The organism is Bradyrhizobium sp. (genome assembly GCF_030697065.1).
Taxonomy (GTDB): Bacteria; Pseudomonadota; Alphaproteobacteria; order Rhizobiales; family Xanthobacteraceae; genus Bradyrhizobium.
Map to the genome: position 1 here is coordinate 1 of NZ_JAUYQU010000210.1, position 24284 is coordinate 24284.

Annotated in this window: 28 protein-coding genes and 2 pseudogenes; 16 read left to right on the plus strand and 14 right to left on the minus strand. The window is 62.7% G+C overall.

Going from position 1 to position 24284, the window contains the following annotated elements; translation table 11 throughout:
- From Q8R73_RS16640 to Q8R73_RS16660, 5 genes and pseudogenes are all read left to right on the plus strand, one after another.
- Positions 1 to 164: pseudogene (locus Q8R73_RS16640) on the plus strand (NAD(P)-dependent oxidoreductase); the annotation flags it as partial.
- Between the two features lie 11 nt (positions 165 to 175).
- Positions 176 to 1105 (plus strand): amidohydrolase family protein, encoded by a 930-nt coding sequence (locus Q8R73_RS16645; RefSeq protein ID WP_305720649.1) that lies wholly within the window; start codon positions 176 to 178, stop codon positions 1103 to 1105.
- 12 nt (positions 1106 to 1117) lie between these two features.
- Entirely contained in the window at positions 1118 to 1507 is a 390-nt protein-coding gene (gene ligA, locus Q8R73_RS16650; RefSeq protein ID WP_305720650.1) for a protocatechuate 4,5-dioxygenase subunit alpha, read from the plus strand.
- On the plus strand, positions 1507 to 2364 hold the full coding sequence (locus Q8R73_RS16655; protein WP_305720651.1) for a class III extradiol dioxygenase subunit beta: 858 nt from the start codon (positions 1507 to 1509) through the stop codon (positions 2362 to 2364). Before ligA ends, Q8R73_RS16655 begins: the two co-directional genes overlap by 1 nt.
- A 1-nt stretch (position 2365) precedes the next feature.
- Positions 2366 to 3322, plus strand: a complete 957-nt coding sequence (locus tag Q8R73_RS16660) for a Gfo/Idh/MocA family oxidoreductase (RefSeq protein ID WP_305720652.1) — start codon at positions 2366 to 2368, stop codon at positions 3320 to 3322.
- 199 nt (positions 3323 to 3521) lie between these two features.
- On the opposite strand, the gene Q8R73_RS16665 is transcribed toward Q8R73_RS16660, so the two are convergent.
- Complete coding sequence (locus tag Q8R73_RS16665; RefSeq protein ID WP_305720653.1) at positions 3522 to 4043, minus strand: DUF1993 family protein; 522 nt, start codon at positions 4041 to 4043, stop codon at positions 3522 to 3524.
- A 125-nt stretch (positions 4044 to 4168) separates the two neighbouring features.
- A complete protein-coding gene (locus Q8R73_RS16670; RefSeq protein ID WP_305720654.1) occupies positions 4169 to 5689 on the minus strand; it encodes a DASS family sodium-coupled anion symporter in 1521 nt (506 codons plus the stop codon).
- A gap of 188 nt (positions 5690 to 5877) precedes the next feature.
- Here Q8R73_RS16670 and Q8R73_RS16675 point away from each other — a divergent pair, with 188 nt between their 5' ends.
- Positions 5878 to 6609 (plus strand): CBS domain-containing protein, encoded by a 732-nt coding sequence (locus Q8R73_RS16675; RefSeq protein ID WP_305720655.1) that lies wholly within the window; start codon positions 5878 to 5880, stop codon positions 6607 to 6609.
- A 109-nt stretch (positions 6610 to 6718) separates the two neighbouring features.
- Here the strand turns inward: Q8R73_RS16675 and Q8R73_RS16680 are convergent, their stop codons facing one another.
- Both Q8R73_RS16680 and Q8R73_RS16685 read right to left on the minus strand, forming a co-directional pair.
- A complete protein-coding gene (locus Q8R73_RS16680; protein ID WP_305720656.1) occupies positions 6719 to 6886 on the minus strand; it encodes a hypothetical protein in 168 nt (55 codons plus the stop codon).
- Positions 6887 to 6914: 28 nt separating this feature from the next.
- Positions 6915 to 7640: a CBS domain-containing protein gene (locus Q8R73_RS16685; RefSeq protein ID WP_305720657.1), complete on the minus strand. Its 726-nt coding sequence runs from the start codon at positions 7638 to 7640 to the stop codon at positions 6915 to 6917.
- 264 nt (positions 7641 to 7904) lie between these two features.
- Here Q8R73_RS16685 and Q8R73_RS16690 point away from each other — a divergent pair, with 264 nt between their 5' ends.
- Positions 7905 to 8207, plus strand: a complete 303-nt coding sequence (locus tag Q8R73_RS16690; RefSeq protein WP_305720658.1) for a hypothetical protein — start codon at positions 7905 to 7907, stop codon at positions 8205 to 8207.
- Positions 8208 to 8265: 58 nt separating this feature from the next.
- On the opposite strand, the gene Q8R73_RS16695 is transcribed toward Q8R73_RS16690, so the two are convergent.
- The 6 genes from Q8R73_RS16695 to Q8R73_RS16720 all read right to left on the minus strand — a co-directional run bounded on the left by Q8R73_RS16695 (position 8266) and on the right by Q8R73_RS16720 (position 13729).
- Positions 8266 to 9858, minus strand: coding sequence for an MBL fold metallo-hydrolase RNA specificity domain-containing protein (locus Q8R73_RS16695; protein ID WP_305720659.1), 1593 nt, complete (start codon positions 9856 to 9858; stop codon positions 8266 to 8268).
- The gene (locus Q8R73_RS16700; protein WP_305720660.1) at positions 9855 to 10775 is read right to left on the minus strand and encodes a ribose-phosphate pyrophosphokinase; all 921 of its coding nucleotides are present in this window, start codon (positions 10773 to 10775) and stop codon (positions 9855 to 9857) included. Before Q8R73_RS16700 ends, Q8R73_RS16695 begins: the two co-directional genes overlap by 4 nt.
- Positions 10772 to 12325, minus strand: coding sequence for a thymidine phosphorylase family protein (locus tag Q8R73_RS16705; RefSeq protein WP_305720661.1), 1554 nt, complete (start codon positions 12323 to 12325; stop codon positions 10772 to 10774). Before Q8R73_RS16705 ends, Q8R73_RS16700 begins: the two co-directional genes overlap by 4 nt.
- Before the next feature lie 177 nt (positions 12326 to 12502).
- Complete coding sequence (locus tag Q8R73_RS16710; protein ID WP_305720662.1) at positions 12503 to 12910, minus strand: hypothetical protein; 408 nt, start codon at positions 12908 to 12910, stop codon at positions 12503 to 12505.
- A gap of 47 nt (positions 12911 to 12957) precedes the next feature.
- The gene (locus Q8R73_RS16715) at positions 12958 to 13452 is read right to left on the minus strand and encodes a phage holin family protein (protein WP_305720663.1); all 495 of its coding nucleotides are present in this window, start codon (positions 13450 to 13452) and stop codon (positions 12958 to 12960) included.
- Between the two features lies 1 nt (position 13453).
- Positions 13454 to 13729 (minus strand): hypothetical protein, encoded by a 276-nt coding sequence (locus Q8R73_RS16720; protein WP_305720664.1) that lies wholly within the window; start codon positions 13727 to 13729, stop codon positions 13454 to 13456.
- Positions 13730 to 13907: 178 nt separating this feature from the next.
- Between Q8R73_RS16720 and Q8R73_RS16725 the strand changes: the two genes are divergently transcribed.
- The 5 genes from Q8R73_RS16725 to Q8R73_RS16745 all read left to right on the plus strand — a co-directional run bounded on the left by Q8R73_RS16725 (position 13908) and on the right by Q8R73_RS16745 (position 17986).
- A complete protein-coding gene (locus Q8R73_RS16725; RefSeq protein WP_305720665.1) occupies positions 13908 to 15044 on the plus strand; it encodes an MlaE family lipid ABC transporter permease subunit in 1137 nt (378 codons plus the stop codon).
- A 17-nt stretch (positions 15045 to 15061) separates the two neighbouring features.
- Positions 15062 to 15829 carry an ABC transporter ATP-binding protein gene (locus tag Q8R73_RS16730; protein WP_371126114.1) on the plus strand — a complete coding sequence of 256 codons (768 nt, stop codon included), beginning with the start codon at positions 15062 to 15064 and terminating at the stop codon, positions 15827 to 15829.
- 1 nt (position 15830) lies between these two features.
- Entirely contained in the window at positions 15831 to 16934 is a 1104-nt protein-coding gene (locus Q8R73_RS16735) for an MlaD family protein (protein WP_305720667.1), read from the plus strand.
- 316 nt (positions 16935 to 17250) lie between these two features.
- The gene (locus Q8R73_RS16740) at positions 17251 to 17457 is read left to right on the plus strand and encodes a hypothetical protein (protein WP_305720668.1); all 207 of its coding nucleotides are present in this window, start codon (positions 17251 to 17253) and stop codon (positions 17455 to 17457) included.
- Between the two features lie 319 nt (positions 17458 to 17776).
- Complete coding sequence (locus Q8R73_RS16745) at positions 17777 to 17986, plus strand: cold-shock protein (protein ID WP_291869870.1); 210 nt, start codon at positions 17777 to 17779, stop codon at positions 17984 to 17986.
- Positions 17987 to 18129: 143 nt separating this feature from the next.
- On the opposite strand, the gene Q8R73_RS16750 is transcribed toward Q8R73_RS16745, so the two are convergent.
- Positions 18130 to 19293, minus strand: coding sequence for a hypothetical protein (locus Q8R73_RS16750; protein WP_305720669.1), 1164 nt, complete (start codon positions 19291 to 19293; stop codon positions 18130 to 18132).
- A gap of 342 nt (positions 19294 to 19635) precedes the next feature.
- Here Q8R73_RS16750 and Q8R73_RS16755 point away from each other — a divergent pair, with 342 nt between their 5' ends.
- On the plus strand, positions 19636 to 20259 hold the full coding sequence (locus tag Q8R73_RS16755) for a LuxR C-terminal-related transcriptional regulator (RefSeq protein WP_305720670.1): 624 nt from the start codon (positions 19636 to 19638) through the stop codon (positions 20257 to 20259).
- Positions 20260 to 20413: 154 nt separating this feature from the next.
- Here the strand turns inward: Q8R73_RS16755 and Q8R73_RS16760 are convergent, their stop codons facing one another.
- From Q8R73_RS16760 to Q8R73_RS16770, 3 genes are all read right to left on the minus strand, one after another.
- Positions 20414 to 20662 carry a hypothetical protein gene (locus tag Q8R73_RS16760; protein WP_305720671.1) on the minus strand — a complete coding sequence of 83 codons (249 nt, stop codon included), beginning with the start codon at positions 20660 to 20662 and terminating at the stop codon, positions 20414 to 20416.
- A gap of 122 nt (positions 20663 to 20784) precedes the next feature.
- Positions 20785 to 21177 carry a response regulator gene (locus Q8R73_RS16765; protein ID WP_304866445.1) on the minus strand — a complete coding sequence of 131 codons (393 nt, stop codon included), beginning with the start codon at positions 21175 to 21177 and terminating at the stop codon, positions 20785 to 20787.
- Between the two features lie 306 nt (positions 21178 to 21483).
- Entirely contained in the window at positions 21484 to 22188 is a 705-nt protein-coding gene (locus tag Q8R73_RS16770) for a Crp/Fnr family transcriptional regulator (RefSeq protein ID WP_305720672.1), read from the minus strand.
- 522 nt (positions 22189 to 22710) lie between these two features.
- Here Q8R73_RS16770 and Q8R73_RS16775 point away from each other — a divergent pair.
- The 3 genes and pseudogenes from Q8R73_RS16775 to Q8R73_RS16785 all read left to right on the plus strand — a co-directional run.
- Positions 22711 to 23184 (plus strand): response regulator, encoded by a 474-nt coding sequence (locus Q8R73_RS16775; protein ID WP_305720673.1) that lies wholly within the window; start codon positions 22711 to 22713, stop codon positions 23182 to 23184.
- Between the two features lie 193 nt (positions 23185 to 23377).
- Positions 23378 to 23794 (plus strand): response regulator, encoded by a 417-nt coding sequence (locus tag Q8R73_RS16780; RefSeq protein WP_305720674.1) that lies wholly within the window; start codon positions 23378 to 23380, stop codon positions 23792 to 23794.
- A 316-nt stretch (positions 23795 to 24110) separates the two neighbouring features.
- A pseudogene (locus tag Q8R73_RS16785) lies at positions 24111 to 24284 on the plus strand (flagellar protein); the annotation flags it as partial.

Genomic DNA, 24284 nt, shown 5'->3' on the forward strand with positions numbered 1-24284 from the left:
CGCCATGGTCGGCGCAGGGCACCGCCGAACGCCAGGCCTGGGTCGCCGATCTCGCCGACGAAGGCCTGTTCGGCGCGAAAGGCAGCAGGGAATTCGCCCGTAGTCCGGACTGGCGCACCGAGGCCGACCGGATCCTCGGCAAAGTGAAGCCCGGGAAAGAATGAGACAGACGGCGATGGAATCTCAGAAGACACAATTTCCCAAGACGCCCGGCTGGCTAGACTGGTACGCCGGCCCGTCAAAACCCCGCTTCAAGGTGCCGGCGGGCGCCGTGGACGCGCATTGCCATGTATTCGGTCCGGGTGCCGAATTTCCGTTCGCTCCGGAGCGCAAATACACCCCCTGCGATGCCTCGAAGCAGCAGCTTTACGCCCTGCGCGACCATCTCGGCTTCGCCCGCAACGTCGTGGTCCAGGCCACCTGCCACGGCGCCGACAACCGCGCCATGGTCGACGCATTGGTAAACTCCGGCGGCCGGGCGCGCGGTGTGGCGACCGTCAAGCGCAACGTCAGCGACGCCGAACTGCAGGCGATGCATGATGCCGGCGTTCGCGGCGTGCGCTTCAATTTTGTCAAACGCCTGGTCGATTTCACGCCCAAGGACGAGTTGATCGAGATCGCCGGCCGCATCGGCAAACTGGGCTGGCATGTCGTGATCTATTTCGAGGCGGTGGATCTGCCCGAATTGTGGGATTTCTTCACCTCGCTGCCGACCACAATCGTGGTCGACCATATGGGCCGGCCCGACGTCGCCAAGCCGGTCGACGGCCCCGAATTCGAACTGTTCGTGAAGTTCATGGCGGAACATCCGAACGTCTGGTCAAAAGTCAGCTGCCCGGAGCGGCTGTCAGTGGCGGGACCGCCGGCGCTGAACGGCGAACAGCACGCCTATCGCGACGTCATCCCGTTCGCACGGCGTATCGTCGAAACCTTCCCCGATCGCGTGCTGTGGGGAACCGACTGGCCGCATCCGAACTTGAAAGACCACATGCCCGACGACGGACTGCTGGTCGACTTCATTCCGCACATTGCGGTCACACCGGAACTGCAGCACAAGCTGCTGGTCGACAACCCGATGCGGCTGTACTGGCCCGAACAAGCCTGAGGAGCAAAGCCCATGTCACTCGACAAACCCTACAAGGACGTTCCCGGCACCACGATCTTCGATGCCGACATGTCGCGCCAGGGCTATCATCTGAACCAGTTCTGCATGTCGCTGATGAAGGCGGAGAACCGCGCGCGCTTCAAGGCCGACGAGCGCGCCTATCTCGACGAGTGGCCGATGACCGAGGATCAGAAGCTGGCGGTGCTGGCGCGCGACCTCAATCGCTGCATCGCGCTCGGCGGCAACATCTACTTTCTCGCCAAGATCGGTGCCACCGACGGCAAGAGCTTTCAGCAGATGGCCGGCAGCATGACCGGCATGAGCGAGGATGAATACCGCAACATGATGGTCAGCGGCGGTCGCACCATTGAAGGCAACCGCTACACCGGGGAGAAGAAGTAATGGCCCGTATCTCAGCCAGCGTCTACACATCGCACGTGCCGGCGGTCGGTGCGGCGATCGACCTCGGCAAGACCGCGGAGCCGTATTGGCAGCCGGTGTTTGGGGGGTACGACTTCTCCAAGCAGTGGCTGAAGGAGCAGAAGCCGGACGTGATCTTCCTCGTCTACAACGATCACGCCAATGCGTTCAGTCTCGATTTGATTCCGACCTTCGCGATCGGCACCGCGGCCGAGTTCGCGGTGGCTGACGAGGGCTGGGGGCCGCGCCCGGTGCCCAAGGTGATCGGGCATCCGAAACTCGCCGGCCATATCGCGCAGTCGGTGATCCAGGACGATTTCGATCTGACCATCGTCAACAAGATGGATATCGACCACGGTCTCACCGTGCCGCTCAGCCTGATGTGCGGCCAGCCGCAGGCGTGGCCCTGTCCGGTGATCCCGTTCGCGGTCAACGTCGTGCAGTATCCGGCGCCCTCGGGCCGACGCTGCTACATGCTGGGCAAGGCGATCCGCAAGGCCATCTTGTCCTACGACGAACCGCTTAATGTGCAGATCTGGGGCACCGGCGGCATGAGCCATCAGCTGCAGGGGCCGCGCGCCGGGTTGATCAACAAGGAGTTCGACACCAGTTTCCTCGATCGCCTGATCGCCGATCCCGAGGGGTTGTCGAAGATGCCGCATATCGATTACGTCCGCGAGGCCGGCAGCGAGGGTATCGAGCTCGTGATGTGGCTGATCGCGCGCGGCGCCATGGATGACGTCAATGGCGCCGGCAAGCCGCCGACCGTGCGGCATCGCTTCTACCATGTGCCCGCCAGCAACACGGCTGTGGGCCATCTCATTCTGGAGAACAACTGACGTGGCGAAGACGATCAAGGTAGCACTGGCCGGCGCCGGCGCATTCGGCATCAAGCATCTCGACGGCATCAGGAACATCGACGGCGTCGAGGTGGTGTCGCTGGTCGGCCGCCGGCTGGAGCCGACGAAGGAAGTCGCCGCCAAATACGGCATCGCGCATGTCGCCACCGACCTCGCCGACAGCCTTGCGCTTGCGGAGGTGGACGCCGTCATCCTGTGCACGCCGACGCAGATGCATGCGGCGCAATCGATCGCCTGCCTCGAAGCCGGCAAGCATGTCCAGGTCGAGATCCCGCTGGCCGATTCCTGGAAGGATGCGCAGGCGGTGGTCGATCTGCAGAAGCGGACCAGTCTGGTGGCGATGTGCGGCCACACCCGCCGCTTCAATCCCAGCCATCAATGGGTGCACAAGAAGATCGTCGCCAAGGAATTCAACATCCAGCAGATGGATGTGCAGACCTTCTTCTTCCGCCGTTCCAACATGAACGCGCTGGGCCAGCCGCGCAGCTGGACCGACCATTTGCTGTGGCACCACGCCGCGCACACGGTCGACCTGTTCGCCTACCAGGCAGGCTCGCCGATCGTGAAGGCCAATGCCGTGCAGGGGCCGATACACCCGACGCTCGGCATCGCGATGGACATGTCGATCCAGCTCAAGGCCGCCAATGGCGCGATCTGCACGCTCAGCCTGTCCTTCAACAACGACGGTCCGCTCGGCACCTTCTTCCGCTATATCGGCGACACCGGCACCTACATCGCGCGCTACGACGATTTGTTCAACGGCAAGGAAGAGAAGATCGACGTCTCGAAAGTCGATGTCTCCATGAACGGCATCGAGCTGCAGGACCGCGAGTTCTTCGCCGCCATCCGCGAGGGCCGCGAGCCGAACTCGAGCGTCGCTCAGGTCCTGCCGTGTTACCACGTGCTGCACGATCTGGAGCAGCAGCTCGACGCCTGATGAAGCGGATACATCTCCGTCCTCATCCCGAGCGCCTGACTCAAATGCAGCCAATCGAACCGGGCATTATCTCAATGCTCGTCATGCCCGGGCTTGTCCCGGGCATTCACGTCGTCACTTTACTTGAGTAACAAAGACGTGGATGGCCGGGTCAAGCCCGGCCATGACGAAAGAGGCCGATGGCTGTCGCGAAGCTCTCTCACCCCTTCAGTTTCAGCCGTCCCATGAAGTCGCGTTTGCCGAGCGGCGCGCCCTTGTGGCGGAGGATGTCGTAGGCCGTGGTGGCGTGGAAGAAGAAATTCGGCAGCGAGAACGACATCAGGAAGCCTTCCGCCGTAAAGGGCAGCGCGCGATCGCCGAACTTGAAGGTGACGTCGCGGCCGATCAGCGCGTCGACGGCCTCCGGCGTCAGGGCCGAGAGTTCGTCGCGTGCCTCCGTCACCAGCGCCTGCAAAGCGGCATAGTCGAGGTCGGGTTTGCCCGATTTCGGCATGAACTCCCCGTTTTTCGCCGCCTCCATCGCCCCGCGCGAATGATGGGCGACCGAGACGATCTGGAAGCGCAGCGGCGCCATGTCAGATGTCAGCCGCGACTCGACGATCTCGGCCGGATCGACGCCGTTTTCGCGGAAATGCGTCAGTCCCTTGTCGAGGAAGCCGCCGACGGCGCCGAGGATCTGCAGGTAATTTGCGACGGTGGCGTCGTAGAGCGAAAAGGCCATGGCAGGAGTCTCCCCATTACGTTGTCCATTTCTTGCCGACGATACAATTCCCGGAATCTGCGCCGATTGCAATTGGCGGCTAGTTCAGCCATGTCGAAAACGGCGGCGTCGGCGCTCCGCAGGGCTCAGACGTAGCCCAGCCATCGCCAGTAAGTGGCGCCAAGCAGCATGACCAATGCCAGCGCGATCACGGTCAGCACCAGGCCGGTGCGCACGAAGTCCTTGGCATCGAAGGTCTCGGTGCCGTAGGCCACCATGTTCTGGGGTGCATTCACCACCAGGATGAAGCCGAAGCTGACCACGAATTGCAGCAGCATCGTCATGCCCACGATGTTGATGCCGGGCGTTGCGACGCTTTGCAGCACCGCGATCACGATCGGGATCATGGCGGAGGCCAGCGCCGTGGCACTGGCGAAGCCGAGATGGATCAAGGTGAGAAACAGGCTGAGCGTGCCGAGGATGAACAGCGCCGTCGCGTATTTGAGGCCGAGCTGCGCGACCGCGAGGTCGGCGAGCCATGCTGCGCCCCTGGTCTGCAACAGCGCCGTTCCGACGCTGATGCCGATGCCGAACAGCACCACGGTGCCCCACGGGATCCGCGGCTGGGCGTCCTTCCAGGTCATGATTCCGATGCCCGGCAGGAACATCAGCGCCACCGCTGCCAGCGTCGTCGACGAGGTATCGAACCTGTGGAGCACGCCCTCGGTGGACCACAACAGCAGCAGCGTCAGCGAGATCGCCAGCAGCTTCTTCTCCGCGGTCTTCATCGGCCCAAGCTCGGCCAGCGACTTTCGGATCTGTTCGCGGCCGCCGGGAATTTCCTTTACTTCAGCAGGCATCATCCACGTCATCACGAAGTAGAGTGCGATCGACATCAGGACCGCGAAGGGCGCCGCGGCGATGAACCATTCCAGCCAGGTGATGGAGTGCTGCAGGGTCTTTTCGATGAAGCCGACCGCGACCATGTTCTGCGCGGCGGCGGTCTTGATGCCGACGTTCCAGATGCTGGCGGTCTGCACCGTGGTGATCATCAGCATGCCGGCGAGGGCGCCCTTCTTGTCGACGCCGAATGCAGCGATGATGCCGAGCATGATCGGGACCAGGCAGGCGACGCGCGCGGTGGTGGAGGGCACCAGGAACGCCATCACGAAGCCGACCAGGATGGCGCCGACCACGACGTGATGGACCTCGCCGCCGACGCGGGAGAGAATCGTCAGCGCGATGCGCTTGTCGAGGCCGGTCGCGGTCATCGCGGCGGCGATGAACAGCGCCGATGCCACCAGGGCCAGCGCGGTGTTGGCGAAGCCGCTGAAGGCGAGGCCGAGGCCGGCGCTGGTGCCGAGCAGCACCTTGGGATTGGCCGGATTGGGCGCCAGCCCGAGCAGAAACGCCATCAGTGCGGCGATCACCACGGCCGAGACGGCGTAGTCGAGCGCCTCGGTCATCCAGACGATGACGGCAAAGGCAAGCACGCCGAGCATGCGCTGGCCGGCGATCGAAAGCCCCTCCGGGGTCGGCAGCCATATCACGGTGACGAGGGCTGCGACCGCGAGCAGAATGCCCCAGTGGGATCGCAGCCAGGAGGGCTTTGCAGGGACCGGAACGTTGGCCCCTGGGAGACCGGATCCTGCGTCGATAGTGGCCATGAGAATTCCCCCGCTGCGGCTGAATTGCAGTCGATCAGCTTTTGCCGGATGGCCATTTGAGCGAGGTCAAGGCGGGCACCGTGGCCCTGCCGGGTCTTCCGAGGGTTCGGGGCGCGGGTCATGCTTGACTTGCATCAATCGAGCGACCGCGTTCCCGCAATAACCTGCCCCTGAAATCGGAGGCTGAAATGCGCGCACATCAAATCATGACCCGCAAGGTCATCACCGTGAAAGCCGATACGTCCATCCGGGAAGCTGCGGACCTGATGCTGCAGCAGCACATCAGCGGCCTTCCGGTGGTCGACGATACCGGAAAATTGATTGGCGTGGTCTCCGAAGGCGACTTCATGCGCCGCGGCGAGATCGGGACACAAGGGCCGCGTATCCGATGGCTGGACTACCTCATGGGGCCTGGAAAATCCGCCGTGGACTTCGTGCGAGAGTATGGTCGCAGGGTCGGCGAGATCATGTCGCGGGACGAGCTCGTCACCGCGACGGAGGACATGCCGCTCGAGCAGCTCGTGCGCGTGATGGAGCGTGAAAACGTCAAACGCATACCCATCCTCCGCGGCGACGCGCTGGTCGGGATCGTGACCCGTTCCGATCTTCTCCGTGCCGTTGCAAGTCTCGCCCGGGAGGTTCCAGATCCGACTGCCGATGACGACCATATTCGCAGCCGCGTGATCTCATCCATCGAACAGAATGAATGGCACCCAACGCGGCTTGCGGTCACGGTGCGCGACGGAATCGTGCATCTCAGCGGCATGATTACCGATGAGCGATATCGGCAGGCCACGATCGTGGCAGCCGAAAACGTTCCCGGCGTCAAGCTGGTTCACGATCATCTCTGCCTGTTTGACGCCATGTCGGGGCTTTCATTCCCCTCGCCGGAAGACGAGGGATCGGCAAAGGCAGGGTAAAGGGCGATGGCCGGCCGGCAACGCTGTCCAAGCTGCGGCTGGATGCGCCGCGCCGCTTCCTGTTGCGGTGGATTGGATGAGCGGCTGCAAATGCAGATGCGGTGCTCAGTCAAAATTGCCGCCGCGACTTCCATACGACGACGAAGGCAGCGGCGCCGATAATCAGCGTCATCATCAGCAAGGTCTGCATGATGCCAAAGTTCAGGGCGTCACGTGCCACGAACAGCGAGGTGATCGCCGCAGCCACGGCCGAAAGAACACCTAGCAGCCAGGGCATTTGCAGATCCTTCCAGGTTACGACGGCTTCAGCCCGCGGCCTTGGTGTCTTCGGGTGATTCAAGGTAGAAGCCCGACCAGGTGTCGACGAGGCACAGATGGTCGTGCACCTCCTTCACCCCGGCGATGTTCTCTGCCGCGACGACCGAAGCCCGGCGCGCGCTGTCGTCGTTGATGATGAGGCCGTAGAGGTCGACGACGCCATTGCGGACGGTGACCCGAAGCCCGGTCGGCCGCCAGTCAGTGGCTTCCAGGGCCCGGATGATCCGTTCGCGGATATGTTCATCATCCGCTGTCGGATCCGGAATCTCCTTGGCCATGCTGGCCACGGCCTGGAGCAGGTTTGCACGGGTGACAATGCCGACCAGCCTGCCCTCCCGCAGCACCGGCAGGCGCTTGATGCCGTTCTTTTCCATCAGGTGCACCAGCCTGTCCAGTGGTGTGTTTTCGTCGGCGACGATGGGATCGCGGGTCATGACGTCGTCGACCTTGCGGCCGCGCTCACGGACGAAGTTGTCGGCCGAATGGGTGGGGCTCATAAAGTACTGAAGCCAGCCAGGCAGCTTCTGTTGGGTGCCGATTTCGGAGCGTCGCAGGAAGTCGCCTTCCGAGACGATTCCGACGAGTTTTCCCGCGGAATCAATCACAGGCAGTCCGCTCACGTGATTTTCGAGCATCTTGCGGGCGGCCTCGAGCAGCGGCGTCTCGGGCAGCACGGTGATGACGTTCCGGGTCATGATCTGGTGCGCGCGCATGGGGGCCTTCCTGGTTCGCTTCAAAGCTCGATTTCCGGATACCGCAAGGAGGCAGATGCGGCTTGATTCACATCAAAAGCTATACCGGGGACCGTCGCAAGGCGACTCGGGATGTAGCTGGGCCGTGCCGGTCGGGCTGATCCAGATCAATGCGCGCTCCGGACAGGATCATACCGTCAACCGATGCAGAACCCTGGAGCGAACATGACAGAGCTTTCCGAACGGGATGTTGCGACCGGCCAACAAGCGGAGACGGCAACCCGAATGGCCGACGCCGGCAAGGATACGCTTCATTTCATGATGGGCGTACAAACGGCAATGTTCCAGGAGATGATGTTTGCGGGGTATGAAATGCTCGACCGCGCGCGAACCGAGACGCATCTGTTTGCGGAATTCGCCTCGAAGCTCGCCGAGGCGCACTCGGTCGGGGATTACAGGGCAATGTGGAAGGATTGCAGTCGCCATCAGCTCGAGTTCATGCGGCGAGACTGCGAACGGCATCTAAGGCATGGCGAGAAGGTGATCGAAACCGCATCCAGACTGTTCGGCGGCCGGCCGCTGGCCTGAAGGCCCTTCCTGCGGGCTCCGCCGCGTCCATGATGACAGCGGCGCGGCTGAGACCGGTTCAGTCATCCAGCGAACGCCGCAGCCTTCGAATGATGACACCGCGCGCGCGGTCGTCTGCGGCAGCCTCGATGCGGTCGTTGATGTCCAGGATGAGTTTCGACATGTCGTTGTGCCAGTCGAGCCTGACCACGGCCTCGGGCGCCAACCGGCGGCGACGGGAGCCAGCCACGATCGCGGGGGCTGCGGCCGTCAATTCGTAGACATCATCCAGAAGCGGCTGGAAAACCCGCGCCGCCGGGATAATTCGCTCGGAGATGCGCTCCGCCAGGCCGGCGATGGCCGGCTCCTCGCCATGGACTAGGAACACGCCGCGCTGGACCGGACGGCGCGCGGCGATCCAGCGCGCCAGTTCCGATCCGTCGGCATGTCCGGAGTAATCATCGATACTGCGGATTCGGGCGGCGACCTTGATCTCGTTGCCCTGGATGCGAACGGCCTTGACGCCGTCGATGAGAAACCGGCCGAGCGTACCCTGGGGTTGAAATCCGACCAGCAAGACGGTGGCCCTCGCGTTCCATAGCCAGTTCTTCAGATGATGCCGGATACGCCCGGCGTCGCACATGCCGCTGCCGGCGATGACGATGTGAAAGCCCGTCAGCTTGGCGATCGCCTTGCTCTCATCGACCGTTTCGGTGAACCGGAGCTGCGGCGAGTTGAGCAGTCGGCGCACATCGACCGCGGCATCAAGGCTCGCGGCGTGCCTGCGAAAGACCTCCGTGGCGCGAATTGCAAGCGGGGAGTCCAGAAAAAGCGGTGCGGCGGGAATTTCGCCGCGCTCCATGAGGTCGATCAGATCGACGATCAGCTCCTGGGTGCGTTCGACCGCGAAGGCCGGGATCAGCAGCGCGCCCTTGCGGCCTGCCGCCTCGCGGACCTCCGCCGACAAGCGCGCGCGGCGCGCATCGGACGTAATCGGCGGCCGCTCGCGGTCGCCATAGGTCGACTCCGAGATGACATAATCGAAGCCCGCCGGGGCCTCGGGATCGGGCTGCAGCAGCTTGGCGTCGGGACCCACATCGCCGGAACAGAGGACGCGCAGCGGCTTGCGCGAAGCGTCCTGATCGGCGAATTCGATCTCGATCGAGGCGGACCCGAGCAGGTGTCCGGCATTCCAGTAGCGCGCGCGAACGCCGGGAATCACGTCGACCCATTTTTCGTAGTCGACCGGCGTAAACGACGGCAGCATGGCGATCGCATCCGCTTGCGTATAGATCGGGCTGACCTCGGCCCGCCCGCGGGCCGCGTTGCGCCGGTTAAGGGTGGTTACCTCGGATTCCTGGATGCCCCCGGCGTCGGGCAGCATGTAGGAACAGAGATCGATGGTGCCGCGCGTCGCGAGGATGCGGCCGGGAAAGCCGTCGCGCACCAGCTTCGGCAACAGGCCGCTGTGGTCGATATGGGCATGGGTGAGAAGCACGGCGTCGATGTCGGCGGCGCGAAAGGGAAATGGACTGTAGTTCAGTTCCTTCAGCGTCTTGGGTCCCTGAAACAGGCCGCAGTCGACCAGGAATCGCCCGGATCGGGTTTCGAAGAGATAGCTCGAACCTGTTACCGTCCGGGCCGCGCCGCAAAACTGGACCGTCACGCTCATCGGGATGCCTCCGGAATAGCTGCAGGCTTCAGCTCGCCCTGCAACGCGCTGACGAACAGATCATCGAGCAGGATAGCGTTGGTGGAATGTGGAACGCTGTGTGTGGAACGAATCGAGCGAATGCCCGACAAGGCCATCTCGCGACAGAGTTCTTCCGGGAACAATGCGTGCGTCACGATGGCGTCGATCGTGGTCGCGCCGGCGGAAGCGAGCGCCTTGGCGCAGGCGGTCATGGTGCCGCCTGAGGAGACGATATCGTCCACGATCAGGGCGGGATGACCGGCAAGGCGCGCTGCGTCCTTGAATTCGACCTCGACGGAGCGGTCCCCGCGCCGGGTTTTCAGGGCAACCGTATGAGGGAGCCCGAGCCGTCCGGCGAGGTCGCTGACCCATGGCTGTGATTCCGCATCCGGCCCCACTACGACAGTCGCGGGATCGAGGCCGGCCTTGCGCAGCGCGACCGCAATGGCCGGCATCGCCGACAGATTGTCGGAGGCGATCCCGGGAAACACGGTTCCAATTTCGGGCGTGCGATGCAGGTGCGCATCGACGGTGACGACGCGATCCACGCATCCGGCGATCAATGCGCCGATCACCTTCTGGCTGATCGCTTCGCCTTCGTGGAACGCAGTGTCCTGGCGCATGTAGCAGAGATAGGGCGCGAGCAGGACGAGGCGTTTGGCGCCTCCGCGCCGCAGCGCCTCGGCGGCGAACGTCAGTGCGATCAGTTTCTCGTTCGGCCGGTCGAGCGACGCATAGATGATGGTCGTCGGCCCCGCCGCCCCGGTCGTTACCCGGACTTCGCCGTCGGGAAACCGGTGAACGGCGATCTCGTGAAAGGCAACGCCGAGCCGCGATGCGAGCCGGACGGCGTCATGCGAGGATGACGGCAGGCTTTGGACGATGGTCGCGTTCACGTCGCGGTCTCGCCGATTGCCGGATGCCGGGGACCGATGGTGTACCCGCAGTTTGCCTTTGCGGAGGCCGCGGCAAGATCGAGTTCGGACTGGTCGTAGGCGTGGATCCGATAGAGCGGCTGACCTTTCTCGACGTGGTCGCCGATCTTGCTGAACAGCTTGATGCCTGCGCCCTTGTCGATCGGCGCGCCTGCGGTACGCCCCAGGCGGTTCAGCTGCAGGCAGTTGATTTCGGAAATTGTGCCGTCATCGTCGGCGACGACGTCGACGGTCAGCTTGCCGACGTCGGTGCGGCAGGTCGCGGGACCCTGGGAATCGATGATGGCCTGCATCTTCTTCAGCGCCGCGCCGCTGTCGAGCAGTTCGCGGGCACGCGCATAGCCGCTGCCGCCCCGCAACTGCGGGTCATATTCCAGAAGATGCGCGGCAAGCCGCAACGACTTTTCGCGCAAGTCGGCGGGAGCGGCGTCGTCGTTGGCCAGAACCGCCATGACGTCCTCCGCTTCGAGAACCGGACCGATGCCGCTGCCGATCGGCTGGCGACCGTCGGTGGTGATCACCTCGACGGCTATGCCAAAATGATCGCCGACGAACTCGAACAGTTTCCGCAGCCGCATCGCTTCGGTGGCGTTGGTCAGTTTCGCCGTCGGGCCGACCGGCAGGTCCACAAGCAGACGGGTGGAGCCCGCCGCGAGCTTCTTCGACATGATCGAGGCAACCATCTGCTCGCGCGTGTCGAGGCTGAGCGGACGCTCGACCGAGATCAGGATGTCGTCGGCCGGGGAAAGATTGACGTGTCCGCCCCAGACCAGACAGCCGCGGCAGGCGGCGACGACTTCCTTCATTTCCTCGACGCTGACATCGACGCGGGTCAGCACTTCCATGGTGTCGGCGGTACCGGCGGGCGAGGTAATCGCGCGCGAGGACGTCTTGGGAATGGTGAGCCCGTGCGCCGCCACGATCGGGACGACGATCATGGAGGTGCGGTTGCCGGGAATGCCGCCGATGCAATGCTTGTCGACGACGATGGTGTCCGGCCATTTCAACTGCGTTCCGGCCCGCGCCATCGCCTGGACCAAAGCGAGCAGTTCGTCGGTCGTCATGAAGCTGGCCGAGCCGATCAGGAACGCGGCGATCTCCATGTCGGAGTAACGATAATGCGTGAGATCGTCGATGATGGCGTCGATCTCCGCCGGCTTGAAGGTGCGGCCCTGGATCTTGGCGCGGACGGCGTCGAGGCTCTCAGGGGAGACCGCCGGACTTACCGCGACCAGGCTGCCGGCAGGTTCTGCGAAGCGCCGGAACGCCGGCTCGGATAGGCCGATTTCATCGGGGCCGACCAACCCGTTGTCGTCCGTGATCAACAGCGTCGCCAGCAGGACTCTCGAGTTGCGCCGCAACTCGACCCGGCTGAATCCGCGGAACACATCGGGCCGCAAGGCGCTGGAATGGCGCGAGATCACGACGACATTTTCACGGCCGGTATCCAGACTGATCCGGCGGACTTTCAGTCGCGGACGGGTTTTGTCCGTATGGGTGCTCTTGGTCATTTTATCTCCACGGCCTGCAGCCGGCACCGGTGGTCAGTGTCAGCAGAGTATTCTTGAAGGCCATGGGCTCTTCTTGCCCAGACGGAAACTTGACGACCGAGAGAGGGTGGCTGTTGACTTACCGCAATCAGCCGCCGCATCCGACCATGCCCCGGCAGAGCCGAAAACGGCTCCTGCTCAAATGCTCGACACCGAGATCACGCGATAGGTGTGCATCTTGCCGCGCTCGTCGATCGAAATGTACTCACCGACCACGAAACGCTCATGCGAGAGATGATAGCCGACCTCGTCCGTCAGTTCGGTCTCTCCTTCGTAATGGAAACGCCAGCCGCCCGGCCGATGAACGAGATGACCGTACTTGTCCTCCTCATTGGGGCGCTGGCGCACCACCCGGCAGGCATCCTTATGTTCGCGATACAGTTTCGCGTCGATGCGGTCCTCGGTATCGAGCGGCGCCACGAGGAGGTAAGCCACATCGGCATCACCCTCGGGATGCCCGGGCTCGCGGGCCAAAGCGAGGCGGATTTTCCGGAACTGCACCGGCAGGGAAGCGTTCAGAATGGGCTTTAGCCTGCTGTTCGGCATCTGGTCATCTCCTTCTTGGTGGCATGAGGCGGATGCCTCTGCCGTGATCAGTTCGGGTCAGCCGCGGCGCTTGTCGCAGGCGCGGCCTTGGTCCTGGACTTTCTCAGGCTCCTGACGATGATCGTGATCAGCGGCACCAGCAGCGACGGCAGGACGCTGTTCAGGGGGTGATGGACCATGCCGGCAAACTGCGACTGCAGCGCCCGGGCCTCGATTTGCAATGCCTCCAGCGCCGAGCCGTGAATTTCGTTGGCCAGTTCGAGCTCGCGCCCCGAAGGCGACCTTCCAGCAATCAGCAACAAGGTGCCGGCGATCGCAAAATTGACGATGCCGAGGATGGCGGCTGCGAGAATCGCGCTCCATATCTGCACCAGTGCGAAATAGGCCGCGAGTTCCAGCATGAGAAGGCCGAAGGCCGCGATCAGCGCGGCAAAGGCCCGCAGGCCAAGCCCGAGCAGCAGATGCCGCAGCCTTATTTCGGCGATGATCCGGTCGGTTCGCCAGAGCGCACGCAGGTTCTTGACGATCTTGTCGCTGTCCAAGTCAGTGTCTCCTCAGCATGAAACCGATGGCGACGCCGAGCGCGAAGGCGGATGCCATGGCTGCGATCGGGCGTTTTGCGATCAGCGCCTCGACGTGGTCTTCGTTCTCGCTCAAGGTCTCGCCGATTTCGTTCAAGGAGGCCTTGATCTGGTCGACGAGGGCGTCGGCGCGGCCCCTGGCGTCGTCGAGCAGCCCGTCGCCTGCCGTGTTCAAGAGATGCGATACCTCGCTCTTCAGCGCCTGCAACTCATCCACCAGTTCGCTCGCTTTGAACATCGCATGCACTCTCGATGGCTCCTGACAAAGCGAAATCTAGGCGGGCCGGCGGCGCAGCCCTTGATTTGGGTCAACAGCGGCGTACCTTCGCGGGCTCAGTGCCGCCTTGAGGCAGGTCAACATGGCAACGGTGCCCACGCACTAGGGAACAGCCGTATATGATTGAGGAATAATCATCTTGACGACAGCACCTCTGTTGACGGCGACGGCGACCGACGGGCTGCTCGAACTGCGTCCGGGCGGATCCTGGATTGCGGCCAATGTGGCCGAGCTCGAGCAACTTTCCGACGCCGTCGCGCCGCAGCTCGACCGCTCCGGCAACGTCAGGCTCGACATGGCCGACGTGCGCGAACTCGATACGCTCGGCGCCTGGCTGATCGAGAAAATGTCGCGGCGCGTGATGTCGGCGGGTCATCGCGCCGAAGTCGTCGGCGTCGCCGACTATTATGCCGGGCTGATCGAGAAAGTGCGCCAGGTCAATCGGGCAAGTTCCCCGCCGGCCCCGGCGCGCAATCGGATTCTGGGCAAGGTCGGCGATATCGGCCGCGCCACCCTCGGCGCCCGCGAAGACGTGACCGTGTTCCTGCAGTTGCTGGGTTCTCTTTGCGTCGCCATGCTGGGCGTGCTGCGGCGGCCGCGGTCGCTGCGGCTGACGTCCCTGGTCTATCAGGTCTACAGGGTCGGCTGGCGGGCGATCCCGATCGTGGTGCTGATCACCTTTCTGATCGGCGCCATCATCGCGCAGCAGGGTATCTTCCATTTCCGGAAATTCGGGGCCGATTCCTATGTCGTCGACATGGTCGGCATCCTGGTGCTGCGCGAGCTCGGGGTGCTGATCGTCGCCATCATGGTCGCCGGCCGCTCGGGGAGCGCCTACACAGCCGAACTGGGCTCGATGAAAATGCGCGAGGAAATCGACGCGCTGTCCACCATGGGGCTCGATCCGGTCGAAGTCCTGATCCTGCCCCGGGTCATCGCGTTGATTTGCGCGCTGCCGATCCTGAGTTTCATCGGGTCGATGGCCGCGCTCTATGGCGGCCTTCTGGTGGCCTGGTTCTATGGCGGCATGGAGCCTGCGATCTTCATCGCGCGGCTGCATGACGCCGTGTCCGTTACCCATTTCGAGGTCGGCATCATCAAGGCGCCCTTCATGGCGCTGGTGATCGGCATCGTCGCCTGCAGCGAGGGGCTGCGGGTGAAGGGAAGTGCGGAATCGCTCGGCAGGCAGACCACGACCTCGGTGGTGAAGTCGATCTTTCTGGTGATCGTGCTCGATGGCCTGTTCGCGATCTTCTTCGCTTCGATCGGAATGTAGCGATGCAGGAAGAGGAGGTGCCATTTGCGATTCGCGTCCGCGACCTGGTGGTCGGCTTCGGCAAGCGCGCGGTGATCGATCAGCTGTCGCTGGACGTCCGAAGGGGCGAGATACTCGGGCTGGTAGGCGCTTCAGGCGGCGGCAAGTCGGTATTGATGCGAACCATCATCGGCCTCATCCCCCGGCAAAGCGGCGAGATCGAGGTGATGGGCGCGGCGATCGGCGGCACCGGGGGCCGGAGCACCCGGAATGCCGCCGGCAGGTGGGGCATTCTGTTCCAGCAGGGCGCGCTGTTCTCGTCGCTTACCGCCCGGCAGAATGTCCAGTTTCCGCTGCGCGAGAGTCTCGTGCTGTCGGATGCGCTGATGGATGAAATCGCCAATGCCAAGCTCGAAATGGTCGGACTGGCGCCGGAGGATGGCGACAAATTTCCTTCCGAGTTGTCCGGTGGCATGACCAAGCGCGTGGCGCTGGCTCGCGCGCTCGCGCTCGATCCGGCGATCGTTTTTCTCGACGAGCCGACTTCGGGCCTGGATCCGATTGCCGCGGGCGATTTCGACGCCCTGATCAAGACGTTGCAGAAGACCCTCGGGTTGACGGTGTTCATGGTCACCCATGACCTCGCCAGCCTGAATACCGTCTGCGACCGCGTCGCCGCACTGGCTGATGGCAAGATCGTAGCCATCGGACAGATGCGCGAACTGCTTCAATCCGAGCATCCCTGGGTGCGGGCCTATTTCCACGGCAAGCGCTCCTTGATGCTTCAACCAAAAGCGAGCCAGTGAAATGGAAACCCGCGCTCCCTTCGTCGTTGTCGGCGCCTTCGTGCTGGCAGCCATCCTGGCCGTGTTCGGCTTCGTGTACTGGCTTCATAACACCGGCAGCCTCGGTCCGCGCGCGACCTACCATGTCCAGTTCGACGGTTCGGTGCCCGGGCTGCTGGTGGGCGCCGCGGTGCTGTTCAATGGCATTCGGGTCGGCGAAGTGACGGATCTGCGCCTCGCGCCGGACAACCCGCGTCGCGTCGATGCCACGGTTTCGATAGCCTCGACGACGCCGGTGCGGGCCGACACCAAAGTCGGTCTGGAATTCCAGGGGCTGACGGGCGTTCCCGTGATTGCACTGGAAGGCGGCCAGATGCTCGAAAGTTCCGGCAAGGTGCCGACACTGATCGCCGAACCCGGGGCGGGCCAGAGCATGACGCAGGCTGCGCGCGACGCCCTGCGCAAGGTCGACTCCGTGCTGAGCGAAAATTCGGAGCCTCTGAAGAAAGCCATCGCCAACCTGCAGGTTTTCACCGAAGGGCTGGCGCGCAACACCGGTAAACTGGACGGCATTGTTTCCGGTCTTGAAAAGCTGACGGGAGGCGGAACGCCGGCGCAGAAAATTACATACGACCTGCAGGCCCCGCAGGATCTGGGACCCGCCAGCGAGAAACTCGACGCGGCACTGGCGCTTCCCGAGCCGACGGCGGTTGCGATGCTGCAGACCCAGCGCATGCTGTTCTCGCCGATGAAGGACCATCCGGGATTTGCCGAGTTCCTCTGGGCCGACAGCATTCCAAAACTGCTGCAGGCCAAGCTGATCGAGACGTTCGAGAATTACGATATCGAGCACGCGCCGCTCCGCGCGCCCGAGATCGGCCAGGCCGGGTTTCAGCTTCTGATCGATATCAGGCGATTCCAGATTGCGACCCAAAATGAGCCGACGGTCGAAATCGGCCTGTCGGCGCGCATTGTCGACAAGGACGGAAAAGTCGTGGCCTCGCGCTTGTTCGAGGAAACCCAGAAAGTAGACAGTCTCGAGCGCTCCAATGCCATCGCTGCGTTCAATGAGGCGTTCGGCCGAATTGCCAGGAACATGATCGGTTGGACCGTGCAGGCCCTGTAGCTGCTGCGAGCAGGGCGCGGACCTACCCAGCCGGTGCGCTGAACTCCGCCTGAGATCGGTTGCCGCTTTTGGCGGCTACGGCCGCCAAGGCGGCCCGTCGCAGCCAACGAAACCCCGCCGGAGATTCCCAGGCGGGGCTGCCAAAGCGACTGTCTGGTTGCCGCCGCATTTCAGTTATTCCGCTCCATCATTAGCCAAAATAGTTAAATTAATCAGCCGGTTCCCTGCCGCCTGACCAGCCGCGCCAAGCAACGAAGTTTGTTGCTTTTTTGACCCATTACGCCTAAAAGCCCGTTCTCACCGGAAAAATCAGGCGATGGCCCACAATTACGCGATTAACGACGATGTCCACCACCAGTTGCAGGGGCCGCAGGGCCGCGCCGTGGTGAAGCAGCGCAGCATCTACACCATCGTCACCTGTCTGCCGATAGAGGCCGACGGCCGTCCGCGTTACCGCATCAAGAGCAAGACCGAGAACGTCGAGCGCGTGGTGACCGAGGAGCAGATCAGCCGGCTCGACTGATCAGGCTTCCAGCCATACCGACCTGACGACGGCGGAATACGACCGCGGCGGATCGCGGCGCTGACTCGTGTCGCTTCGGCGTCGCAGGATGGGTCAGGGCGGAAACGGCGCTGCGATTATGATCATTTGGCCATGTCGTCCGGATACGCTTGCTATTTCATGCGAAGCAGCGTAAACGCCCTCCATTCGAACGATCGATCTGCCTTGTTGAACGCGCCGAACCGGCTCCACTCCCCAAGACATCGCTGAAATCGGATTTACGCTCGCGCGAAGGTCGCGCGGGCACTTTGCGCATTCGCGCATCTTGGAGAAAACTCAAATGTCTACCGGAACAGTTAAGTGGTTCAACGCGACCAAGGGCTTCGGCTTCATTCAGCCTGACGACGGCGGCAACGACGTATTCGTGCACATCAGCGCCGTCGAGCGCGCCGGCATGGGTTCGCTCAACGAAGGCCAGAAGCTTTCGTACGAAGCGAAAGTCGACAGCATGCGCGGCAAGACCAGCGCGGAAAACCTCCGCGCCATGTAACGCAATCCGATCCCGCCGATTTCCGCGGATGTACCGGAATCACAGGGATCGATTGGCGCTGCCAGCAACATGAAATCAAGGCCCGCCGGTCGAACCGGCGGGCTTTTTTTCGATCGCACGATCGCAATCCGGCGTCGGGTTCTTCAGCCCGCGCCGACCAGCTTCCTGCAAAACGCAGCTCCGCCGACGAGGGCATCGCGCCCCTTCCACGCCAGATAGGTCAGGCGGCCGGAGAGAGACAGGTGGCTGCGCAGCCGGGTTGACCCCAGCACGTGGCCGACCTTGTCGGGAAACCGGCGCACTTCCGCCTCGACGAGGGTTGCCGTCGCGTCGAGCAGGCACTCCAGCCGCCGTCCCCACTCGGACCCGTCGAGTTGATCGATGCGGACCCGCAGGGCGTATTCGGTGTCGTAGATTTCGGTCAGGATTTCCTTCGCGACCAGCACCCGGTTGTTTTTCAGGGCAACGCGCAGCGTCGTCCGGCTGTTGTCCAGCCGATCCAGGACCATCGAGACCGTGATCGCATAGGGTGCGGCGGCGATGTCGACGGCATTCTTGCTCGCCGCCGCCTTGCTGGCGAGGCGGATCAACTGCCACGGAGCCTTCAGCCGCCTGGCCACCAATGCCAGAGCAAAGGGCAGCGCGTCGGCCTGGATCTTCCCGAACGCTGTCAGCAGGGATGCGACCTGGGCGACTTGCGGATCGCCGAATTCCGCGATCTTGGCCGGAAGATCATCGTTGAATTTGGCCAGGGCCACGCGTGCGCGCATCGCGCAAAGGATCTTCGCCAGGTCGTGGCCGGCCGAACGCGCAGTCGTGTAAGTCGCCAGCTTGGCCTGGGCCTGACCAATGGCGTCCGGCGAGGCCAGCGTGTTCTCCAGGGATTTGATCACCTTGGCCTGGAACGTATCGACGACGCGCTGGGCTTCCCGTCGATTGTCGGCCGCGATCAGCTTGTTCACCGCGCCGGCATAGTCGCGCGCCATCGTCGGCAGCAGATCCCGGCTGATCCATTCCCAGATGGGAGACAGCGAGCCGCGCGATATTCTCCCCGAATTGGCATGGTCCGGATCCGCATCGATCAGCAGCGGCTCCAGCGGCGCGAAGAAAAGCCGCGAAGGATTGTTCGCGCGAGTTTGAGTAGACCCGTCGCTGCGAAACTCGGCGCGCAGTCTTTCCAGCACCGGCGCCGCCCCGGGAATCTCGGCTCCGCATACTTCCAGCCGCTCGAGCTCGGTCAGCAGGCTGCCGCGCGTCGGCGGCGTCAGCCGCTGCAGGAACTCCTGGATCTGGTCCGCCAGTGCCATGTGCGATCCGGGTTTTCGCGCGCGATCAAATAGGGTCAAGGCGATCGGCCTGTCGCGTGCAGGCGCAAACGAGGCGGCATGGAACCACGAAAACAGTTGGCGTCAGATTAAGAAGCAACCGCCGGCACCCGTGAAAATACGGGCTTTGCGTCCCTGCCGGCGCCGTCTCTTCTCTCAGTAGTACTACTGAGATCCTGGAGAGACTCGCGCGTTTACGGCGCTTTACGCACGGTTTCTCGTTGAATCGTTTCAGGTGGGGACTGCGGACTTCGATAAAGTCACCGTAGTCTTACTGAGTACAAAATTAACCCTCAAACAGCTGAGGGTTGTTAAACAAAATCCATGTCGCAGCAGGAAAATCGGATTACTGATTCGCCCTTTTCGAAGTGGCCCGAAGGCATCGAGCCGGCCGGCAGCGACGATCCTGAAATTTGCCGGCAGTCCGTGGCGCGGGCAAGAGCGATGGATGAAGCGGGATCAGTGATCGCGCGTCAGCTCAACGGGCCATTGACCGCGCTGCTGCTCTACATGGGCGAGATCAAGCAACACAGCCATCAACTCACGCAGACCGATGGCAATCGGGCTTATCTGCAGCAAGTGGTGGAGAACGCGCTTCAGCAAACCGAGCGCGTCTGCGCCATGATGAAGCAGTTTGCCGGCACGCACGAGGAAGCCGTCACTGTGCCGGGCCGCGCGACTGGCTGGGAAATGCGTACGAGCAGGGCCAGGGATCGCGCGCCGGGCGTCATGTTCGCATCGGAGCCTGGTCAGAAACCGCTGACGAAGCGGGAGCGCGAGGTTCTGAACTATATCAGCGAAGGGTGCTCCAACAAGGAGGGCGCCTTGCAGATGCGCATCAGCCCGAGGACGTTCGAAAGCCATCGCGCCGAGGCGATGCGAAAGCTCGGTGCGCGAAACACCGCGGACCTCGTCCGCACCGCGCTGCTGAATCCGAGCGGTGTGTAGCGAACGGACCGCGCGGCGCGCCGGCGGTTCTTCATTGCCCGGCCGCGACCATGCACCTGACGGCTTCAGTTCCGGATTGTTCGAAGTGAGGGCGAGGCCGGCGATGTCTTGATCGGCATGGTCCTGGCCGGCGATACCGCGGGCGGCCCGCCGCTCAGTAAAAGTCTTCCACGAAGGCGTGGACGCGAGGCGTCGGTCGCAGCGTCTCGGCGCTGATCTTGGGCTCGCGCGGGACGATCGTGATCGTCCAAAGCGTCGGGATGCTCGTCTTGCTTTCCAGCACCGAGCGCACGTGGCCGGTGACGGTGGTCCCGCCCGATCGGATCGTCGCGGTTCTGCCGTTGAACTGCGCGATACGAAAACGCCGGACTTCTTTCTGGTCGGCCGTTTCAAACGTGAACATGAAGCTCTCCTCTGTTCACGCAATATCGCCGCTTAATATTATCCGTGTGTAAAAATCCCACGCCGTAGTAGTACTGCCGCGCAGCCCCGGTGCGGCGCCGGGAATTGGGTCGGGCGTGCAGTTCAGCCGGCCGAACCCGGAAACACCGCTTCCATCTTGGTCTTCAGCGTGGCGGCATTGAACGGCTTGACGATGTAGTTGCTGACGCCGGCCTTCTTCGCGGCGATGACGTTCTCGGTCTTCGACTCCGCGGTGATCATGATGAATGGCGTTTGCGAAAGCTCCGGGCTGGCGCGAACTTCCCTGAGCAGATCGTAACCGGTCATCGGCTCCATGTTCCAGTCCGAAATCACCAGGCCGTATTTCTTGCCCTGCATCTTGGCGAGCGCGGCCGATCCGTCGCTGGCGTCATCCACGTTCTCGAAGCCAAGCTGCTTCAGAAGGTTGCGGATGATCCGGATCATGGTGTTGTAGTCATCGACCACCAGGATCGGCATCGACAAATCAAAGGCCATGTAATTACTCCGCGCGGTTGGCAAATTGCCGACACGGGTGAGATATTCGCTGCATACGAAGAAGACACTCGATGCTTGTCTCGAATTCACGCCCGCCAACACCGTGACAACTACCAGCGGTCATTGAACAGCCCGTTAATTCCGGCCGAATTAAATATCCAAGTCGCTGCGGGGGGTTCCGTAATTGTACGGGTTCATCGTGCTTGTGGCGCCTGATTTTCCGGGATCGTCCTGCACAATGAAGACGACCACGCCTGCAGCATCAGGACGGACATCCGTTTCCGCCAGGCGCTCTGGATGCGCTCGCTACGGACGGATCAGCCTCTCGTAATGCGCCTTCACCGTTGCGTAGCATTCGCAGGATGTCTTGCTGAGGCCGTCGAAGTCGGTGATCTCGATATGCCCCCGGCTGTAGTGGATGAAGTTGGCCTGCTGCAGCGTGTTGGCCACCAGCGATACGCTGTTGCGGCGCGCGCCGATCATCTGCGCCATCAATTCCTGCGTCAGAACGAAGTTGTTGCTGCCCGACAGGTCGCGGGTGTGCAGCAGACATCGCGCCAGCCGGGATTCCACCGTGTGCGCGGCATTGCATCCGGCAGTCTGCTGGATCTGCGCGTACACCGCCAGTCCATGCCGCACCAGCGTCGCCCGGAACGTGGTGCTCTGCTCGGCGGCGTTGCTAAGCCGCTCGATGTCGAGCGTCGAGGCGATGCCGGGCACCAGCACGACGGCGCTGTTCAACGTTGTCGGATCGCCAAGCGCGGAGAACGTGCCGAAGATGCTGTCGCGGCCGATCATGGCGATCTGGACGCTTTCTCCCTTTGCGAGCTTCACGACGAGGGAGATCACGCCCTTATGTGGAAGGTAGGCGCGCTTGAGCGTCTCGCCGACGTCGACCAGCATGGACTCCTGAGCCAGATTGACGGTGCGCAGATACGGGCGGACCAGTTCGAAATCGTCCGCAGCCAGTGCCGCCAGGAAGCCGTTGGGTGAACGAGAAACTGAGTCCAAAGGGGAGCCTCCTGCCCTGAGCGGGAGCGCAACCGGTCTCAGGGTCGCCGACGCTATGCACGGTAGCAGACCAAAGCATAGGCCGCAGGCGCAGGCTTGGCGAGGACAATCGATATCGGGCTGGAACTCGCGGCAGCGGATACCAAACAGGAACCGGTCGCAAAGTTGGTCGATCCAGTGGCCACCGCGCTTCAACAAGGACAGCTTGCCTTACCGGCCCTCGACGTGGAAGCCGCGAAGGCGGCAACCCGAAGTCATGACGTCCGTCGGACCAGTGCGGGCGCAGGCGGCAGGCGGCTGCCGATTCGATCATGCGTCCGCGCGGCTGCGGGCTTCATGCAAGACGAGCCAGGCGTTCGACTGTGCAGCAATCTGCATCTGAGTTCCAATACACGGCACGAGGCAGACAACGGGCGGCATCGTGGCGGAAATGAGAACTGCGCTGATTCGCGGTTACGGGAATTTGCAGCGCTATCATACTGGAGTTGGTTGAACGCGTAGAGGGGCAGGAGAAGGCCCGGCATGCGACGCATTCTTGTTGTGGATGACAACCTGCATATTTGTCTCGCCCTTCGGGCGTGGCTGAAGCGCTATGATTTCGAGGTTGCGATCGCCGATGGTGGCGCCAGCGGTCTTCGCGCTCTCGATAATTCGACATTCGACCTGATGATCGTCGATGTCCTCATGCCCAATATGCGCGGGTTCGAATCGATCCGGGTGTTTCACGATCATGCGCCGACGGTGCCGCTGATCGCAATCTCCGGCTATGCCTTCTCCGGCCCGGACCAGGCCAGTCCCGGCTTCCAGAGGATGGCGCTCAGGTTCGGCGCGACGCGCTGTCTGCGCAAGCCCTTCAGGCCGGCGACATTGCTGAGCGTGATCGACCAACTGCTGTTGGAAGCCGAACCTCAACACGTTGGGGCCCTCGCCGCCGCTACCAACGGGCCCTCGGGAAAGTCTTCACTTGAGTCGAGGGAGAACGTTCTTGCAGATTGAGGCTGTCAGGTTCGGTGCGACGGCAAGACCGGGTGTGTGGTGAATCCGAAAGAAAATTCAAGATCGAATCGGCGTTGGTCTTCGCGGCAACGTCCTGCTTTCGGTCCGATCATAATGGGGAGAGACCAGCTTGCGTCACGACTTCAAGATTCCCGAAGCATCGACGATACAAACTCAGCCTCAGGGGGCTCCCATGCCACGTGTTCTCGTTGTCGACGATGATCCAATGGTCTGCATGGCCATTGAGATCTATCTCGAGCGGCACGGCTTCCAGGTGACCGTCGCCGACGGAGGTGAAGCCGGGCTGCGTTCGCTGGAACGCACCACATTCGACCTGATGATCGTCGACATCTTCATGCCGCATATGCGGGGGTTCGAGTCGATCAGGATATTTCACGAGCGCGCGCCCGCGGTTCCGCTGATTGCGATGTCCGGTTACGCCTTTGCCAATCTGGACACGCCGGCTCCCGATTTCCTCAGGATGGCGCTCGAACTCGGTGCGACCCGCTGCCTGCGCAAGCCGTTTACACCCGTGGCGCTGCTGACCGTGATCAACGAGAGTATGAAGGAAGCGCAGTCCCGCTTCGCGCGCGTCGTTCAGTTGAGATAGCAGTTCCTGCCTGTTGCCGGAGAAAGCCGACGCCGATCCGCGCGGCGCTTGCGGCCTGACAGGCTTAATTTCCGGGCGACGCTCCGGATCATCTCCCAAATTGCCGAAGGTCGTTGTGCCGCAGCGGTTACTGCCGCGTCGTCGTGACCAAAACCCCTCTGCGGGTGGCTTCGCGCGTCAACGACTATTCGCATTCCGGGTATTTGTACGGAGAAGGCATTTAACGAACAGGTAGCATACGGAGGAACAGTGTCACCTGTCGCCGACGAAAGAGTGGCGTCGTGTAAAAGTGTAACATCCAGAAGGATCAAACAGTATGTCCGGCATTGTTCTCTCTTCCTCCGTTCGTCAGAATTTGCTTTCACTGCAGTCGACCGCCGATCTGCTCGCCACCACGCAGAGCCGCCTTTCGACCGGCAAGAAGGTGAATACCGCGCTCGACAATCCCACCAACTTCTTCACCGCCCAGTCGCTCGATGGCCGCGCCAGC